The following is a 17053-nucleotide window of genomic DNA, read 5'->3' as shown; positions in this document are numbered from 1 at the left end:
CCAGTTTGAAAATTGGACAGCCTCGATGCCCGCCGGTGTCGGGGCTTTCTTCATCAAGGAAACAGATAGCACCAATTGTTTGGCTGCATCAGAGGCAGCTGCGGGTAGAGCAGGGCCTGATTGGTTTATTGCAGGCCACCAAACCGCAGGCAAAGGGCGCAGGGGTAATGTTTGGGACGGGGCTACTGGTAATCTCTATAGTAGTCTGTTGTGGCGTCCTGCACTGAAACCTGCTGATTTGTCAGCACTGCCTTATATTACAGCCTTAGCCGTGCGGGACACGATAGTATCCTTTGGCGTAGATAGCGCACGGGTTACTTGCAAATGGCCGAACGACTTACTTCTGGACGAGAAGAAAGTCACCGGAATTCTAATTGAATCTAGCGTCAAACAATCAGGAATGCTGGATTATGTCATCATTGGAATTGGCGTGAACTTGACCTTTCATCCAGAAACAGCATTCGGTGCAACGGATCTATTTGAGGCAACCGGTGTCATGGTTTCAGTGGCAGATTTTCATGCCAAACTTGCGGCATCCATGACGGATCGTATCAATGCATGGAATGTGGATGACTTTGCCACAACTGCTGCGGAATGGTCCGGGTGTGCTTGGGGACTGGGCGAGCGGAGGGAGTTTCGTCTGTCTGATAGAACCGAGGTTGGAACACTGATTGGACTTGCTGACGATGGAGGGCTTAAGGTTCAACTGGACGAGGGGGCAGAAATACGTCTATATGCGGGGGATGTTTTCCCAGTGACGGAGAAATAGCACATGTTACTGACCATTGATGCCGGGAACACCAATACGGTATTTGCACTCGTTGACAATGATACAATCGTTGAACGCTGGCGTATTTCGACACAAGACCGGAGAACGGCCGACGAATATATCGTCTGGATCAGCCATTTGATGAAACTGAATAACCGTACTGTTGATGATGTTAAGGGCGCGATTATCGCAAGTGTGGTTCCGCAAATGGTCTGGCCACTGCAACAGATATGCAGACATTATTTCAAACATGAACCTTTGGTGGTTGGTGCCGCTGATGTGAAGTTGGGCATTGATGTGCAGGTTAAAAATCCTCAGGAAGTCGGTGCCGACCGTTTGGTCAATGCCGTTGCCGCCGATGTTTTGTATGGCGGCCCCTTAGCTGTGATTGATTTTGGGACTGCGACGACCTTTGATGTGATTGGTTCAGACGGTGCGTATTTGGGTGGCGTTATCTGCCCGGGCATTAACTTGTCGCTTGATGCGCTGCACCAGGCGGCTGCGAAGCTCCCCAGAATTGCTGTGACGGCACCAGAAGGAACCGCTATCACAGGTAAAACGACGCTTGAAGCAATGCAGAACGGCATATTTTGGGGGTATGTCAGTATGATCGAAGGGCTAAGTAAGCGTCTGAAAGACGAACATGGTTCAGAGATGAAGATTATGGCCACAGGTGGGTTAGCGCCAATTTTCTCAGATCATACGAATGCGATAGATACAGTAGCGGGGGACTTAACGCTTGAGGGGCTGAACATAATTTATAAACGGAACAGGTAACGCCTTTTATGTCCTATATGAAAAAGAATGACGACCGGGTTCTGTTTTTACCCCTCGGTGGTTCTGGTGAAATTGGAATGAACCTTAACCTGTATGGCCATAAAGGCCGGTGGTTGATGGTTGATTGCGGTATGTCTTTTGCGGATGATCATCTGCCGGGTATTGATCTGGTTTTCCCGCGTGTAGATTTTATTGAAGACGAGCAGGATGCTCTTGTCGGGTTGGTTCTGACACATGGGCATGAAGATCATATCGGCGCGATCCCCTACCTTTGGGAGAAATTTCGCTGTCCTGTGTATGCGACCCCTTTCACCGCAGAGTTAGTGAAAGACAAATTGAAAGAAGCAGGCTTGCTCGACCAGGTAGACCTGATCGTTGTGGAACCCTCTGTCCCGCAGAAGCTGGGGCCATTTGAAGTAACATATGTGCCGCTGGCACACTCCATTGCCGAAGGGCACGGTGTAGCGATCAAAACATCTAAGGGTACATTATTTCATACGGGAGACTGGAAGCTTGATGACAGACCTTTGATTGGACCTGTATGCCCGTCACCTGTTTTGCAAAAATTGGGTGAAGACGGTGTCCTGTGTTTGATCGGTGACTCAACGAATGTTTTCAATGAAAGCGAATCTGGTTCAGAAGCTGCAGTTCGTGAGAGCTTGCAGGAGCTTGTCAAAGGTGTGAAACAGCGTTTGGTCATCACGACCTTTGCTTCAAACGTCGCAAGACTGGACACAATTGGCCAACTGGCGAAGGCAACAGGCAGACATCTGGTGCTGCTGGGGCGTTCGATGCACAGAATATATAATGCCGCCAAAGAAACGGGATATTTGAAAGATTTTCCTCCCCTGATGGCGGAAGAAGATGCAGATCATCTGCCACGGGACAGGGTATTAATAGCATGTACCGGGTGTCAGGGCGAGCATAGGGCCGCAATATCACGTATTGCTCGGGATGATCACAAGTTTCTCCACCTTGCGGCGGGGGATACAGTTATTTTTTCATCAAAGATTATCCCTGGTAACGAAATCACGCTTGGAAGGCTGTTTAATGAGCTTGCTGACAAAGGCGTGGAGGTGATCACGGAGAAAGACGCCTTTATCCATGTTTCGGGGCATCCGGGGCGGGCAGAGCTGCGTAAAATGTACGACTGGGTAAGGCCTGCGTCCATTATTCCCGTTCACGGCGAAACACGGCATCTGATACGGCATGCTGCCTTTGCGCGGGAGATGGGACTGAAAAAGACGATAGTCCCTAAAAACGGAGATATCATCGAAATTAGCACCAGTGGTGTGAAGAAAATTGACGAAGTGGCCGTGGGGCGTTTGATACTTGACGGTAAATTGGTTGAAGATATCGGAAGTGAGCCGATGATAGAGCGTCGCAGGATGGCCGTGAATGGTCATATAAGCGCAAGCCTTATTTTCGGGGACAGAGGTGAGGCACTGTGTGAGCCGCTGTTAAGTATTCGCGGTGTGCCAGGTGGTCATACGGATATTTTCTATGATACGGTTCTAGAGACAGTCGAGCGTGCGCTTGAGCGTATGAGCCCCAAGAAACGTCAAAATGATAAAGATGTTGAGGAAGTCGCCCGTATTGCCATCAGGCGTTTCTGCAGACAGGAAACAGGTAAGAATCCGTCAGTGGATATTTTGATCACTCGACGGGAAGATTTATCAATATAAGACAGGCATAGGTGAATAAATGATCGGTCGATTAAATCATGTGGCAATAGTAGTGCCAGATTTGACTGCGGCAGCAGCACTTTATAGCGGTACTCTTGGCGCGGATGTCTCGGAGCCTTTGGACTTGCCCGAGCATGGGGTTACTACTGTTTTTGTCAATTTACCGAACACGAAAATTGAACTGTTGCATCCGCTGGGTGAAGGCTCGACCATTGCCAAGTTTCTTGAGAAAAATCCATCTGGCGGCATGCATCATGTATGCTACGAAGTTGATGATATCACGGCAGCACGGGACAAGATGATTGCTGATGGGGCACGTATACTCGGCGATGGTGAACCCAAAATCGGTGCTCATGGTAAGCCGGTCTTGTTCCTGCACCCAAAGGACTTTTGTGGAACTCTTGTGGAATTGGAGCAGGTGTAAATGGGTATTGTAACCATAATATTGGTATTTGGGGTTATGTGGTGGCTAGTGTTTTTTGCTGTTCTCCCCATTGGCATTCAGTCGCAGCATGAAAGCACGGAAGACACAGTTGAAGGCACAGACCCTGGCGCACCGGTGAAACCAAATCTACTGAAGAAGGTTCTTTGGACAACACTTATTACAGCGCTGCTGACATTCGTATTTTATATGGTTGTTACATCGGGTTTTATTAGTTTCAGGGATATGGCGCCGAAGCCCCTGGAAGGCTAGTAGCAGGGCAGCTATCCCTTGGCGATGTTGACTAATCAACCCAAGCTTTCATAACACCGTAGAATATAAAAAAAGCAAGGCAGCTGCCTTGCTTTTTTGTGACGAAACCCGAAATTTATCGGGTAATGGGATCTTTGTCCCAGTGGATCTTTGACCCTTTATGTGTGCGCTAATCTCCCTGAGCGTGGACCACGGTAGCGGTAAGCACGCCGCGCAAGAAGAAATTTATGCATAACTTTTATGTCTGTCAAAAACCGAATAGGAAACTTCCCCCCCTCCAGAGGCAACCTTTTTAAAAGGTGTGTTATTTATGCAACGACATTGTCATGGAAATCTTATTGAGTGCCGGAATGAGCGGCCTTGATAAAGAAAATTGCGGTTTTGCCAAGAAAGCCATTGCGCTATCGTTATGATAACGTCACAAAGCAAGATAATTCAAATACCAAAGCAGAGAGTAAAATCATGCGTCTTAGTCGTTATTTTATACCGACCATAAAGGAAACCCCATCCGAGGCACAAATTGTGTCGCATCGTTTGATGCTGCGTGCTGGTCTTATCCGACAATCAGCAGCCGGCATTTATACGTGGTTGCCGCTTGGCCTGAAGGTCCTGAAGAAGATCGAAAATATCGTTCGCGAAGAACAGAACAGGGCCGGGGCGCATGAACTGTTGATGCCAACTATTCAGTCAGCAGACTTGTGGCAGGAGAGTGGTCGGTATGATGACTACGGTAAGGAAATGCTGCGGATTGAAGACCGCCATGGTCGCGAGCTTCTGTACGGTCCAACCAATGAAGAATTGATCACGGATATTTTCCGCCGTGAAGTGCGCTCCTATCGTGATTTGCCGCTAAATCTGTATCACATTCAGTGGAAATTCCGTGATGAGATCAGACCGCGCTTTGGTGTTATGCGTGGGCGCGAATTTCTGATGAAAGATAATTACAGCTTTGACCTGACAGCAGAGGAGGGTGTGCACTCCTACAATGCAATGTTCGTTGCCTACTTGCGTACATTTGCCCGCCTTGGACTGCGTGCAATTCCAATGAAAGCGGATACAGGGCCGATCGGTGGTGATCTATCACACGAATTTATCGTGCTGGCTGAAACTGGTGAAAGTGAAGTTTTCTTCGACAAGGGCTTTGATGCTTTCGAAATCCCGGGTGAAGACGTGTTTGATGGTGACTTGCAGCCTATTGTGGATCAGTGGACGAGCCTCTACGCAGCGACTGATGAAATGCATGATGTCGAAAATCCCGGCGTTGACATGAAGAACATACAAACTGGTCGCGGAATTGAAGTCGGCCATATCTTCTTCTTTGGTGACAAATACTCAAAACCAATGGGCGCGTCGGTCCAGGGGCCAGAAGGTGATATTGTTGACGTGCAGATGGGCTCTTACGGAATTGGAGTTTCTCGCTTGATTGGCGGTATTATTGAAGCAAGCCATGATGACAATGGGATAATCTGGCCAGAATCTGTTGCGCCGTTCAAGGTTGGTCTGATGAATCTGAATGTCAAAAATGATGAGTGTGTAGAAACATGTGACCGTCTGTATAAGGAATTCACGGCCGCGGGTGTTGAAATCCTGTATGATGACCGCAAAGAAGGCGCAGGTGCCAAATTTGCAGATATGGATCTGATCGGGTTGCCGTGGCAGGTTGCCCTTGGTCCACGCGGTTTGAAGTCTGGTATGGTTGAATTGAAAAATCGTGCCACTGGTGAACGCGAAGAAGTTGCTATCGATGATATCGTAGCACGTCTTTCCTAGGGGTATTTCATGGGCGGTTTCGAATGGGCAGTTGCTAAACGATACCTTTCTTCCAGAAAGCGGGATGGCTTTATCTCGTTGACGGCAATTTTGTCTATCGTTGCAATTGCACTTGGTGTTTCCGCCCTTATCATTGTTATGTCCGTGATGAATGGATTTCGTGCGGAACTAATGGATAAAATCCTTGGATATCATGGCCATGTATTAATTCAGGGTTATGGCGGTAAAATTTCAGGGTACGAGGAAATACTCAAGGATATTGAGGACCACCCATCTATCGTTCGGAAGATGCCTTTCACAGAATCCCAGGTTATGGTGCGCAGTGGCGACCAGGCTTGGGGGGCGATTGTGCGCGGTATGCCTCAGGATGTACTGACGATTGATGAAATGCCGGTTGCACGGATTATAGACGGTGACCCTGCGGATACCAGCAGCTATGACAGCTTAATATTAGGGGTGCAACTGGCACGCCGCCTAGGGGTTGGTGTTGGTGATGATGTGACGATCATCAGCCCAAAGCCCATTGATACTCCGTTTGGCTCAACGCTGCGTTATAGAGCGTACCCAGTTGCCGCCATCGTCGAAATTGGCGTTTTTCAGTTTGATGAAAGTTTTATTGGCATGTCTTTGCCTCTTGCGCAGGAATTTTTCCGCATGCCAAGCCAGGTATCCAATATTGAGGTGTTTTTAACGGACCCAGAGTTGGCAGACAGTGTCGTTCCTCAGATACAGAGTAAACTTGGGCAGCGGGCGTATGTGCGGAGTTGGAAAAGCTTTAATCAGGCATTGGTTGGCGCACTGCAAACCGAACGTGTGGCAATGTTTATTGTTTTAACGCTGATTATTGTTGTGGCCGTTTTCAATATTGCTTCCAGTCTTTTCATGTTGGTGAAGGATAAGGCCGCAGACATAGCAATTCTCAGGACCATGGGCGCCCGGCGGAAGTCTATCCAGAAAATTTTTGTGATTGTGGGCTTAAGTGTCGGAATGATGGGAATTGTTGGTGGGTGTCTGTTGTCGTGGCTGGTAATAGCTAATCTAGAAGCTATCAAAAATGCACTTGAACAGATGCTGAACCTAAATCTTTGGGATCCGTCAATTCGTTATATTACCTCACTGCAGGCAATCGTCGTCTGGAAAGAAGTGGCGCTTACAATTTTGATCGCGGTGATCCTGTCCTTTATAGCGGCGTGGGTGCCAGCGCGGAGGGCAGCTAAAATGGATCCTGTAGAAGTCTTGAGGTACGAATAATGGCACCAGCACTTTCCGTACAAAATCTGAAAAAGACATTTCGTGAAGCTAACAACAGCTTGGAAATACTGCGCGGCATCGACTTGTCGGTCGAGAAAGGGGAGATTGTCGCACTGGTCGGGGCTTCCGGTGCTGGCAAGTCTACTTTGTTGCAGATCGCTGGTTTGCTTGATCATGCCGACAGCGGGCATGTTCATATTGCCGGACAGGATACCACTTCGCTGAAAGAAGAAAAAAGAACAGAGGTTCGACAGAACGATATCGGGTTTGTCTATCAGTTCCATCATCTGTTACCTGATTTTTCTGCGCTTGAAAATGTCGCATTGGCACTGCGTATAAGTGGCAGCTCTAACAAAGATGCAGAAAGACGGGCCGAAGATATTTTGACACAAATGGGGCTGAAAGACCGGTTAAGTCATATTCCGGCGAAATTGTCTGGCGGGGAGCAACAGCGCGTTGCCATTGCACGTGCGCTTGTCGGGCGGCCAGCTATTTTGCTTGCAGATGAGCCAACCGGTAATCTAGATGAATCTACGGCAGGGCAAGTGTTTGAGACGATGTTGGATATGGTGCGCCGTGAGGGTGTTTCTGCGCTGATAGCAACGCACGACACATCGCTTGCCATGAAAATGGACCGTCAGTTTCGTCTGCATGAAGGCAAGCTGGAAAGTCTCTAATCAACTCTTGTATGCTATTGAGTAAATCTATAGCGTCTTATCATTGTCGATTCATTTTAAATACAGGATTCCTGCGGTATGGCACATGCAGAATTTGTTCACCTACGTGTTCACACTGCCTATTCATTATCTGAAGGCGCGATACATGTAAAAGATCTGGTGAAACAGTGTGTTGGCCTGCACATGCCTGCTGTGGCAATGACAGATACCGATAATATTTTTGCTGGGTTGGAATTTTCTACATATGCGGCAGAGGCAGGTATTCAGCCCATTATTGGGGTTACGCTTCATGTCAAAAATCCTTTCAAAAAACAGGATGGCCAGAAGAAGGCCCCCCCGCCCGCAGATGAACTGGTTTTGCTGGCACAGTCAGAGCAAGGCTATAAAAACCTGCTGCGTTTGGTGTCTCGTGCACATTTGGAAAGTGATCCACAGTATGGGGTGCAGCTCCCGCTTGATGCATTTGAAGGTCTGTCAGATGGTATCATCTGTCTTACAGGCGGCCCGACGGGACCTGTTGGAAGCTTGCTTCTTGGTGGGCAGAAGGATGATGCGGAAGAATGTCTGAAGGTCCTAAGTGGCCATTTCCCGGAACGGCTCTATGTCGAGCTATTACGGCACGGGGAACAGGCCGAAGAAGCAATCGAAGAAGATCTGTTGGATTTTGCCTATAAATACGATCTACCTATCGTCGCGACCAATAGACCGTATTTTGTCAGTACTGATATGTACCAGGCACACGATACCTTGCTTTGTATGGCAGATGGCACATATGTGGCGGAAACTAACCGGCGCAAACTAAACAGCGATTACAGGTTCAAAAGTGCTGAAGAAATGGCCGTCTTGTTTAAGGACCTTCCAGAGGCTATTGAAAATACTGTTAAAATTGCAAAACGGTGTAGTTATAAAGTTGATAAAATTCCTCCGCTTCTGCCGAATTTTACGCGGGGTCTTGATTTGTCCGAGGCCGATATGCTGCGGGATGAGACGATCAAGGGGTTGAATGAAAGGCTTGATTTCAAAGTCAATGAAGAAGGTCTGGAGCGAACAAATAAAGACGGCTGGGAGGAAGAATACTGGCAGCGTCTTGAATATGAGCTTGGCATCATCAACGAGATGGGTTTTCCTGGCTACTTTCTGATCGTTGCCGACTTTATCCAGTGGGCTAAGGACCATGATATTCCTGTTGGGCCGGGCAGGGGCTCGGGTGCGGGCTCGCTTGTTGCGTGGGCCTTGAAAATCACTGATCTTGATCCACTCCGGTTCTCTCTGCTTTTTGAGCGTTTTCTTAATCCAGAACGGGTTTCCATGCCTGACTTTGATATTGATTTCTGTCAGGACAAACGGGAACGCGTGATCAAGTATGTGCAGGAAAAGTACGGTGCCGACCATGTGGCGCAGATCATTACGTTTGGTAAACTGCAGGCACGTGCGGTTGTCAAAGCATGTGGCCGCGTCATGCAGCAGCCTTATCCTGTGACAGACAGGCTTTCCAAGCTGATACCGAACGATCCAGGCAATGCTATGACACTGGCAGAGGCAATTAAAAGCGAAACGCGGCTTCAGTCAGAGATTGATTCCGATGACCTGACCCGACAGGTCATTGATCGTGCCCTTAAACTTGAAGGGCTTTATGCGCATTCATCCACCCATGCTGCGGGTGTGGTAATTGGTGACAGGCCACTTGATCAACTTGTGCCGCTGTATCGTGATCCGAAATCAGATATGCCGGTGACCCAGTTTAATATGAAGTGGGTGGAACAAGCAGGCTTGGTGAAGTTTGACTTCCTCGGCTTGAAAACCCTGACAGTGCTAGATCGGGCGGTTCACTATGTACAGGACAGGGGGATTGATATTGACCTCGCCGCGGTTCCGCTGGATGACGGTCCTTCTTATGAGTTATTGGCAAAAGGTGAATCAGCAGGTGTTTTCCAGTTAGAGAGTACTGGTATGCGGGCTGTCCTAAAGGGACTGCAACCTGATAAGTTCGAAGACATTATCGCGATTGTGGCACTCTATCGTCCTGGGCCAATGGCGAATATCCCGACGTATGTTGACCGTAAGCACGGCAGAGAAGAGGTTGAATACCCGCACCAGATGTTGGAAGAAATATTGGGCGAAACGTACGGTGTTATCATCTATCAGGAGCAGGTGATGCAGATTGCCCAGGTGCTGTCAGGGTACAGCCTTGGTGAAGCGGATCTGCTGCGTCGTGCGATGGGTAAAAAGATCGCGGCCGAGATGGAAAAGCAGCGCGCGCGTTTTTGTTCCGGTGCTGAAGAACGGGGCATTCCAAAAGAAAAAGCATCCTACATCTTTGATCTTGTTGCCAAGTTTGCGGAGTATGGTTTTAACAAATCCCATGCCGCTGCCTATGCGCTCGTTGCTTATCATACTGCTTTCATGAAAGCGAATTACCCGGCCGAGTTTATGGCCGCAATAATGACCCTTGATCTGTCCAATACAGATAAATTGTCAGCGTTCAAGCAGGAACTGCAGCGCATGGAAGTGCCACTTCTGTTGCCGGATATAAATGCATCAGGTGTGTATTTTACAGTAGAAAAAGCCCCTGAAGCATACTGTGAAGATGACGATCCTCGCCATAACCTTGGTGTGCGCTATGCACTGGCAGCCATTAAGGGGGTTGGTGAAAAGGCAATGGAATCGGTTGTCGCTGAACGGGAGAAAAACGGTCCATTCAAAGACATCTTTGATTTTGCGGATCGTATTGATCCGAAATTGATGAATAAGCGTCAATTGGAGAAGCTGGCTGCTGCTGGTGCGTTTGACAGTCTGGTCACAGACCGTGCACAGGCATTTGCAGCATCGGAAATTATTATGCGCACTGCGCAAATGGCTGCGCAGGAACGGGAAAGTAATCAGGTCAGCCTGTTTGGGGATGAAACAGGTGTCAGGACCGAAAGACTTTCCTTACCGGTTGTGAAGGCATGGACGGACACTGAAAAACTTGATCATGAAAGAAAAGCTGTTGGCTTTTATGTGTCTGCTCACCCGCTTGATGTGTATGAGACAATTCTTGAGAGAGAACGGATTGTCCCAGCACGGGAAGTCTTTTCAGACGAAGGGTTAATAGGCCAGGAAATTAGAATGGCAGGGGCAATCCTGGGATACCGGGAGAGTACGTCCAAGAAAACGGGGCGTAAATTTGGCGCACTGACACTTTCGGACCGTACTGATGCGTTCGAGTTGATGGTTTTTGAAAACGAGCTTGAATTCACAAGAGCACTTGTTGATGACGGGGCGCCGCTTGTTGTTACCGTTCAAATCAGAAAGCGTGAGGATGACGATATGGTTCGATTGTCCTGTCGGTCAATGGAATCTCTCGAACAGGTAGCGGCACAGTCGTCAAAAGGATTGATCATAACGCTTGCCAAATCTGACTCAGTCGCCGGTATGCGTGCTGCACTGGAGCGCAAGGCTGGTGGTAAGGGGCGGGTCACAGTCCGTATACCTGTGCATGACAATAAACGCATCGCAGAAGTCCGGGTTCCAGGTAGATTTAAAGTGACACCGGATTTGAAACAGGCAATTGCAGCGGAGCGCGGTGTGCTAGAGGTGGAAGAGATATAATGACTGATCAAAAGAAAATAGCACCTGCTTTACCTTCAGCCACTATTCTGATGGTACGTGATGGAGCTCCTGGCTTGGAGGTTCTGATGCTGCGCAGGCCAGAGACAATGCGATTTGCGCCGGGAGCACTGGTGTTCCCTGGTGGCAAGGTGGACGATGCTGATTGTGATCCTGATTTCTGGTTTGCACATTCAAATACACAAGAGCTGCCCGAGGATTATATGTACAGGATCGCTGCACACCGCGAAATGTTCGAAGAAGTGGGGCTGTGGCATCTGGAAGAAGCAGATAACCCGACAGAAAAATTGCATGGTGACTTCAAAGAGATCGTGAACGACCATAATTGGTCACTTGATATTGATGATATGTTCCCTTTCGCGCACTGGGTAACACCTGAGCCGTTACCCATGCGGTTTGACACGCTTTTTTATCTTTGTCCTCTTAAAGGGAAACAAAAGCCCTATCATGAAGGGGATGAAGCAATGGAGTTGCAGTGGATTAATCCACAGCAGACCTTGGCTGATTGGGAGAATGATCAAGTGCCGCTGATGTTCCCTACACGCCTGACACTGATCAAGCTTGCACGGGCCCATAGCGTTGAAGAAGCGGTGGAACTTGCACGTACCAGTGACGTGGTGAAAACCATGCCAACTCTGAATGTTGTTAATGGGGAACGTACTGTTACTGTGCCGATTGAGGCAGGGTACGGTGTTACGACTGCAACCCAGCGCGAACTGCGTGTTGAAGGCCCCGCTCGCAAAAAGTCTGATTAAAGCTAAAAATATCTTGATCTTCTGCGGTTTCCCGCTTATACGGGCGACGACTTCACACGCGAGTCTTGGCTAACTGGGTGTTTCAGGCGGCCAACCGGTGTTTGAACTGTCTATGACAGTGATAACAAACTCGCGGAGGCTAAACCGGTAAAGGAGAAAAGTTATGGCTATGCCACAAGTCGAAATGCGTGCGCTTCTGGAAGCAGGTGTGCACTTTGGTCACCAGAAACATCGTTGGAATCCTAAAATGGCGCCGTACATTTTCGGCGAGCGTAATGGAATTCACATTCTTGACCTGTCTCAGACAGTTCCTGCGCTGACACGTGCACTGCAGACTGTTCGTGAAACAGTTGCAGGCGGTGGTCGTGTTCTGTTCGTAGGTACGAAGCGTCAGGCGTCCCCAATCATTGCTGAAGCTGCAAAGCGTTGTGGTCAGTATTATGTAAACCACCGCTGGCTTGGTGGTATGATGACTAACTGGCAGACTATTTCCCAGTCTATTCGTCGTCTTAAAGCTCTGAACGAGCAACTTTCTGCAGAGCACACAGGTCTGACGAAGAAAGAAACTCTTCAGATGACTCGCCAGCGTGACAAGCTTGAGCTGTCGCTGGGTGGTATTCAGGACATGGGCGGTCTGCCTGATCTGGTTGTTGTGGTTGATACAATCCGCGACGAGATTGCTATTAAGGAAGCTAATTGCCTGAATATTCCAGTAATCGGTATTCTTGACACTAACTCAAAGCCAGACGGTGTTGATTTCCCTGTTCCAGGTAACGATGATGCAACGCGTGCAATTCGTCTTTACTGTGACCTGATCGCTGGTGCTGTTCTTGATGGCATTCAGGCTGAGCTGTCTGCTCAGGGTGTTGATCTGGGTGCTGTTGAGGCTCCAGTTGAGGAAGCTGTAGTGGAAGCTGCTGAAGCTCCTGCTGAAGAAGCTCCTGCCGAATAATATAAATGTAACGATGCCCGTCTATGTACGGGCATCTCTTCTGTTACCTACCCGATATATTTAAGGGGAATTAGAATGGCACAAATTACTGCCGCACTCGTAAAAGAACTGCGTGAGAAATCTGGCGCAGGCATGATGGACTGTAAAAAAGCCCTCTCTGAAAATGATGGTGATTTGGAAGCTGCTGTAGATTGGCTTCGCACTAAAGGCCTTGCTGCTGCTGCGAAGAAGTCTGACCGTGTAGCTGCTGAAGGTCTGGTTTCTGTCAAAGTTGGCGACTCTAAAGCTGCAATCATCGAAGTAAACTCAGAGACTGACTTTGTTGCGCGTAATGAGCAATTCCAGAAGCTGGTTTCTGACCTTGCTACTGTTGCACTGGAAGTTGGTACTGACGTTGATGCAATCAAAGCTGCAACATACCCAGGTACTTCCAAGAAAGTTGAAGAAGCACTCACGGATGCTATCGCAACTATCGGCGAGAATATGAACATTCGTCGTGCTGTACAGCTCGAAGTGGAAGAAGGTGTTATTGCTAGCTATATCCACAGCGCTGTAGCTGATGGCATGGGTAAAATTGCTGTTCTCGTGGCACTGAAGTCTTCTGCTGATGCGGATGCGCTGAACGCTCTTGGCAAGCAACTTGCCATGCATGTTGCAGCAACAAACCCTGCATCTCTGAACGTTGAAGAGCTTGACCCAGCACTTGTTGAGCGTGAGCGTCAGGTTCAGATTGAAAAAGCCCGTGAAAGCGGTAAGCCTGAGAGTATCATTGAGAAAATGATCGAAGGCCGCATGCGTAAATACTATGAAGAAGTTGTTCTTCTGAATCAGTCTTTCGTAATGGACCCAGACTCTAAAGTTGAACAGGTTATTGCAAAGGCTGCCAAAGACGCAGGTACAGACATCACTTTGACAGGTTTTGTACGCCTTGAAATGGGTGAAGGTCTTGAGAAAAAAGAAGAAGACTTCGCAGCAGAAGTTGCTGCCGCTGTCGGTTCCTAAATCTCAGCACATAAGAATAATAGAAACCCGGGGTTTGCCCCGGGTTTTTTGTGGGCAATTGCGGAGCCCGAATATATTCGCGCACCTTTTTTATTGAAATGCTGTCCGAATTCTGTCACTTGACTGACAAATTTAATTGCTTAAAGAAAATGCTGAAAGTTCGGCTGGCTATTGCTCGCAGAAATGGCTAAGCTGCGCCGGAATTATGATATCAGGGAGGAAGTTTCTGGATGTCCAAAGACCCTAAATATAAAAGAGTTTTGCTGAAACTGTCGGGTGAAGCCCTTATGGGTAATGACAGTTACGGAATTAATCCAGAAACGGTTGCAGGAGTTGCTGCTGAAGTGAAAGCAGCTATCTTGGGCGGTGTAGAAGTTTGCATTGTTGTTGGTGGCGGTAATATTTTCCGCGGTATGAAAGGCGCTGCACAAGGGATGGACCGTGCAACTGCTGACCACATGGGCATGCTAGCAACGGTAATGAATGCGTTGGCACTTCAAAATTCCCTCGAAGAAATCGGCGTTGATACGCGTGTGCTTTCAGCCATTCCTATGGCAAGTGTGAGCGAGCCATACATCCGGCGCAGAGCAATCAGACACCTTGAAAAAGGCCGTGTCGTAATCTTTGCAGCGGGCACGGGTAATCCGTTCTTCACAACTGATACTGCAGCGGCTTTGCGTGCTGCGGAAATGAACTGTAACGCACTACTTAAGGGTACGCAGGTTGACGGCGTTTATGATGCTGATCCAAAGACCCATCCTGATGCCGTTCGCTATGATGCACTATCATATATGGATGTGCTGCGTCAGGACCTGAAGGTTATGGATGCATCTGCTATTTCTTTAAGTCGTGAAAACAATATTCCAATTGTAGTTTTTTCTATCCATACAGAGAATGCCCTGATGAATGTCTTACGGGGCGAGGGGCTCTGTACCATCGTAGGGGAGGAATCATAAAATGAGTGATGATACGTTTGATCTAGACGATTTTGAACGTCGTATGGCTGGTGCTGTCGATGCCTTGAAACATGAATTTTCCGGTCTGCGCACCGGGCGTGCAACTACAAGCCTGCTTGATCCTGTTATGGTTGATGTATACGGCTCTTCCATGCCTCTTAATCAGGTTGGTACTGTGTCTGTTCCTGAGCCAAGAATGCTATCCGTTCAAGTTTGGGACAAAGCCAATGCAAGTGCTGTAGAGAAAGCAATTCGGACATCTGGTCTTGGTCTTAACCCGATGCTGGATGGCCAGTTGGTCCGCATTCCTATCCCTGAGTTAAACGAAGAGCGTCGCCAGGAACTTACTAAAGTTGCAGCGAAATATGCCGAGCAAGGCCGTATCGCGGTCAGAAACGTTCGCAAATCCGGCATGGATGCGCTTAAGAAAATGGAAAAAGATAAGGCTATCAGCGAAGATGAACATAAAATGTACGCTGATGAAGTCCAAAGCCTGACCGACAAATTCGTCGCAGAGATCGATAAGGTTCTCGAGGCAAAAGAACAAGAGATCATGCAGGTTTGAGTATGGTGCCTGACACCACATCGGCTGCTTATTCCAGTTCACAGTCTGTGCCGCAGCATGTTGCCGTCATTATGGATGGTAATGGCCGTTGGGCTGTGCGGGAAAAGGTATCCCGTGGTCAGGGCCATAAAAAAGGATCTGAAGCTGTTCGACAGGCAATTGAAGGTGCTGTCGAGGCTGGAGTGTCTTACCTGACACTATATGCTTTTTCTTCTGAAAACTGGAACAGGCCTCAGGAAGAAGTCTCTGATCTTATGGGGCTTCTCCGCTTTTATCTGAGTAGAGAGATAAAAAGGCTTCATAAGGAAGGCATTAAGTTAAAGGTTATAGGGCACCGGGAGCGCCTGGCTGAAGATATCCAGAAGATGGTGGCGCAGGCAGAAGCGCTAACTGCAGATAATTCGCGTCTGACGCTTGTTATCGCTTTGAGTTATGGAGCTCGGGAAGAAATCACCGAAGCTGCAAAGCATATAGCTGCGAAAGTACAATCTGGTGACGTTGCCCTTGAAGACATAAGCGAGGATTTGGTGTCTTCGTCACTTCAGACGAAGGGCATACCTGATCCCGATCTGATCATCAGAACCAGTGGGGAGCAGCGACTGTCAAATTTCCTATTGTGGCAGGCTGCTTACGCAGAGTTCCTGTTTCTGGATGTGCTGTGGCCAGATTTTACCAAAGAGATTTTTCATGAGGCAGTTCAAAACTATCTGACCCGTGAAAGACGATACGGCGCGCGTCCTTAATACTAAAGAAAGCAAGAGAATGCCCCTTGGCTTATCTGACAATCTGTTTAAACGCATTATTGCCGCGCTTGTTTTATTGCCGCCGGTAATTTTCATCATTCTGTCCGGTGGGTACTGGTTAACGGGCTTGTTAGCAGTCGGCGGCGTCATTATGTTTCTTGAATGGTGTGAAGTCACTAACATTCCAGAAAAGCCGTTTCGAATATCAGGGATATTCTTCATACTGGCATCTGTGATGCTGGGGCATATTTTGTCGGGTGCCAATGGTATTACAAATTTGATCCTGGTGATTTTTCTTCCCTTTTTGCTGATCATTCTTTCAATTCGTGAATATGACGGAACTGAGGGACGTGGGCTCCATATTACTCGTTGGGGCGGCAATGGAATACTGTATGTCATCCTGCCACTGATCTCCCTGTCCTGGTTACGGGGGGTGGAAGATGGTGCCATTTACCTTTTTTGGACTTTCCTGATTGTGTGGGCAACTGACATCGGAGGCTATTTCTTTGGCAAAGGAATTGGTGGCCCCAAGCTTGCTCCGAAAATCAGTCCCAAGAAAACATGGGCAGGATTACTAGGCGGCATGCTTTTGGCTGCAATTGCGTCCGGTGTCCTTGCCTACATTATTAACTGGGGTGATATTACGGTTATATGCTTGGTAAGCTTGGTGGTGGCGGCTATTGCCCAGATGGGGGACCTTCTTGAAAGTGCAGTCAAGCGTGCCTTTGGTGTGAAGGACTCCGGCGGTATTATTCCTGGGCATGGGGGGCTGCTTGACCGGGTGGATGGCCTTGTATTGGCTGCGCCGGCAATGGCGATTGCTTACGACTATTTTGCGATTATCTGAC

General features: G+C 48.3%; 16 protein-coding genes. All 16 read left to right on the top strand.

The genetic code is table 11. The features are described from left to right. Window positions 1-25 precede the first annotated feature (25 nt). The 16 genes from IE181_RS12405 (at window position 26) to IE181_RS12330 (ending at window position 17052) form a co-directional block, all read left to right on the top strand. Entirely contained in the window at window positions 26-769 is a 744-nt protein-coding gene (locus IE181_RS12405) for a biotin--[acetyl-CoA-carboxylase] ligase (RefSeq protein WP_191253421.1), read from the top strand. 3 nt (window positions 770-772) lie between these two features. After that, the gene (locus tag IE181_RS12400) at window positions 773-1546 is read left to right on the top strand and encodes a type III pantothenate kinase (protein ID WP_191253419.1); all 774 of its coding nucleotides are present in this window, start codon (window positions 773-775) and stop codon (window positions 1544-1546) included. A gap of 8 nt (window positions 1547-1554) precedes the next feature. Next, on the top strand, window positions 1555-3231 hold the full coding sequence (locus IE181_RS12395) for a ribonuclease J (RefSeq protein ID WP_191253417.1): 1677 nt from the start codon (window positions 1555-1557) through the stop codon (window positions 3229-3231). A 19-nt stretch (window positions 3232-3250) separates the two neighbouring features. Beyond that, window positions 3251-3655, top strand: a complete 405-nt coding sequence (mce, locus tag IE181_RS12390; RefSeq protein ID WP_191253415.1) for a methylmalonyl-CoA epimerase — start codon at window positions 3251-3253, stop codon at window positions 3653-3655. Further along, a complete protein-coding gene (locus IE181_RS12385; protein WP_191253414.1) occupies window positions 3656-3925 on the top strand; it encodes a DUF1467 family protein in 270 nt (89 codons plus the stop codon). Window positions 3926-4387: 462 nt separating this feature from the next. After that, the gene (proS, locus tag IE181_RS12380) at window positions 4388-5695 is read left to right on the top strand and encodes a proline--tRNA ligase (RefSeq protein ID WP_191253413.1); all 1308 of its coding nucleotides are present in this window, start codon (window positions 4388-4390) and stop codon (window positions 5693-5695) included. A gap of 9 nt (window positions 5696-5704) precedes the next feature. Beyond that, entirely contained in the window at window positions 5705-6946 is a 1242-nt protein-coding gene (locus tag IE181_RS12375) for a lipoprotein-releasing ABC transporter permease subunit (protein WP_191253412.1), read from the top strand. Further along, complete coding sequence (locus tag IE181_RS12370; protein WP_191253411.1) at window positions 6946-7623, top strand: ABC transporter ATP-binding protein; 678 nt, start codon at window positions 6946-6948, stop codon at window positions 7621-7623. Before IE181_RS12375 ends, IE181_RS12370 begins: the two co-directional genes overlap by 1 nt. Before the next feature lie 78 nt (window positions 7624-7701). Further along, window positions 7702-11214 carry a DNA polymerase III subunit alpha gene (dnaE, locus tag IE181_RS12365; RefSeq protein ID WP_191253409.1) on the top strand — a complete coding sequence of 1171 codons (3513 nt, stop codon included), beginning with the start codon at window positions 7702-7704 and terminating at the stop codon, window positions 11212-11214. Then, the gene (locus IE181_RS12360) at window positions 11214-11987 is read left to right on the top strand and encodes an NUDIX hydrolase (RefSeq protein ID WP_191253408.1); all 774 of its coding nucleotides are present in this window, start codon (window positions 11214-11216) and stop codon (window positions 11985-11987) included. Before dnaE ends, IE181_RS12360 begins: the two co-directional genes overlap by 1 nt. 163 nt (window positions 11988-12150) lie before the next feature. Next, complete coding sequence (gene rpsB / locus IE181_RS12355) at window positions 12151-12939, top strand: 30S ribosomal protein S2 (protein ID WP_191253406.1); 789 nt, start codon at window positions 12151-12153, stop codon at window positions 12937-12939. Window positions 12940-13014: 75 nt separating this feature from the next. Then, window positions 13015-13941 (top strand): translation elongation factor Ts, encoded by a 927-nt coding sequence (gene tsf, locus IE181_RS12350; protein ID WP_191253404.1) that lies wholly within the window; start codon window positions 13015-13017, stop codon window positions 13939-13941. A 230-nt stretch (window positions 13942-14171) separates the two neighbouring features. Then, the gene (gene pyrH / locus IE181_RS12345) at window positions 14172-14897 is read left to right on the top strand and encodes a UMP kinase (RefSeq protein WP_191253402.1); all 726 of its coding nucleotides are present in this window, start codon (window positions 14172-14174) and stop codon (window positions 14895-14897) included. Window position 14898: 1 nt separating this feature from the next. Further along, window positions 14899-15462: a ribosome recycling factor gene (frr, locus tag IE181_RS12340; protein WP_191253400.1), complete on the top strand. Its 564-nt coding sequence runs from the start codon at window positions 14899-14901 to the stop codon at window positions 15460-15462. A 2-nt stretch (window positions 15463-15464) separates the two neighbouring features. Further along, on the top strand, window positions 15465-16205 hold the full coding sequence (locus IE181_RS12335) for an isoprenyl transferase (protein WP_191253398.1): 741 nt from the start codon (window positions 15465-15467) through the stop codon (window positions 16203-16205). A 19-nt stretch (window positions 16206-16224) separates the two neighbouring features. After that, window positions 16225-17052, top strand: a complete 828-nt coding sequence (locus tag IE181_RS12330) for a phosphatidate cytidylyltransferase (RefSeq protein WP_191253396.1) — start codon at window positions 16225-16227, stop codon at window positions 17050-17052. Window position 17053 lies beyond the last annotated feature (1 nt).

It is taken from the genome of Kordiimonas sediminis (assembly GCF_014656395.1).
Classification (GTDB): domain Bacteria; phylum Pseudomonadota; class Alphaproteobacteria; order Sphingomonadales; family Kordiimonadaceae; genus Kordiimonas_A; species Kordiimonas_A sediminis.
Note: the sequence above shows the minus strand (reverse complement) of the source record. Positions and strands in the feature narration are given on the sequence as shown.

Bases quoted from the DNA above. Each gene is read 5' to 3' on its own strand.
- IE181_RS12405 (WP_191253421.1), top strand. From the start codon at position 26: ATGCCCGCCGGTGTCGGGGCTTTCTTCATCAAGGAAACAGATAGCACC.
- IE181_RS12400 (WP_191253419.1), top strand. From the start codon at position 773: ATGTTACTGACCATTGATGCCGGGAACACCAATACGGTATTTGCACTC.
- IE181_RS12395 (WP_191253417.1), top strand. From the start codon at position 1,555: ATGTCCTATATGAAAAAGAATGACGACCGGGTTCTGTTTTTACCCCTC.
- mce (WP_191253415.1), top strand. From the start codon at position 3,251: ATGATCGGTCGATTAAATCATGTGGCAATAGTAGTGCCAGATTTGACT.
- IE181_RS12385 (WP_191253414.1), top strand. From the start codon at position 3,656: ATGGGTATTGTAACCATAATATTGGTATTTGGGGTTATGTGGTGGCTA.
- proS (WP_191253413.1), top strand. From the start codon at position 4,388: ATGCGTCTTAGTCGTTATTTTATACCGACCATAAAGGAAACCCCATCC.
- IE181_RS12375 (WP_191253412.1), top strand. From the start codon at position 5,705: ATGGGCGGTTTCGAATGGGCAGTTGCTAAACGATACCTTTCTTCCAGA.
- IE181_RS12370 (WP_191253411.1), top strand. From the start codon at position 6,946: ATGGCACCAGCACTTTCCGTACAAAATCTGAAAAAGACATTTCGTGAA.
- dnaE (WP_191253409.1), top strand. From the start codon at position 7,702: ATGGCACATGCAGAATTTGTTCACCTACGTGTTCACACTGCCTATTCA.
- IE181_RS12360 (WP_191253408.1), top strand. From the start codon at position 11,214: ATGACTGATCAAAAGAAAATAGCACCTGCTTTACCTTCAGCCACTATT.
- rpsB (WP_191253406.1), top strand. From the start codon at position 12,151: ATGGCTATGCCACAAGTCGAAATGCGTGCGCTTCTGGAAGCAGGTGTG.
- tsf (WP_191253404.1), top strand. From the start codon at position 13,015: ATGGCACAAATTACTGCCGCACTCGTAAAAGAACTGCGTGAGAAATCT.
- pyrH (WP_191253402.1), top strand. From the start codon at position 14,172: ATGTCCAAAGACCCTAAATATAAAAGAGTTTTGCTGAAACTGTCGGGT.
- frr (WP_191253400.1), top strand. From the start codon at position 14,899: ATGAGTGATGATACGTTTGATCTAGACGATTTTGAACGTCGTATGGCT.
- IE181_RS12335 (WP_191253398.1), top strand. From the start codon at position 15,465: ATGGTGCCTGACACCACATCGGCTGCTTATTCCAGTTCACAGTCTGTG.
- IE181_RS12330 (WP_191253396.1), top strand. From the start codon at position 16,225: ATGCCCCTTGGCTTATCTGACAATCTGTTTAAACGCATTATTGCCGCG.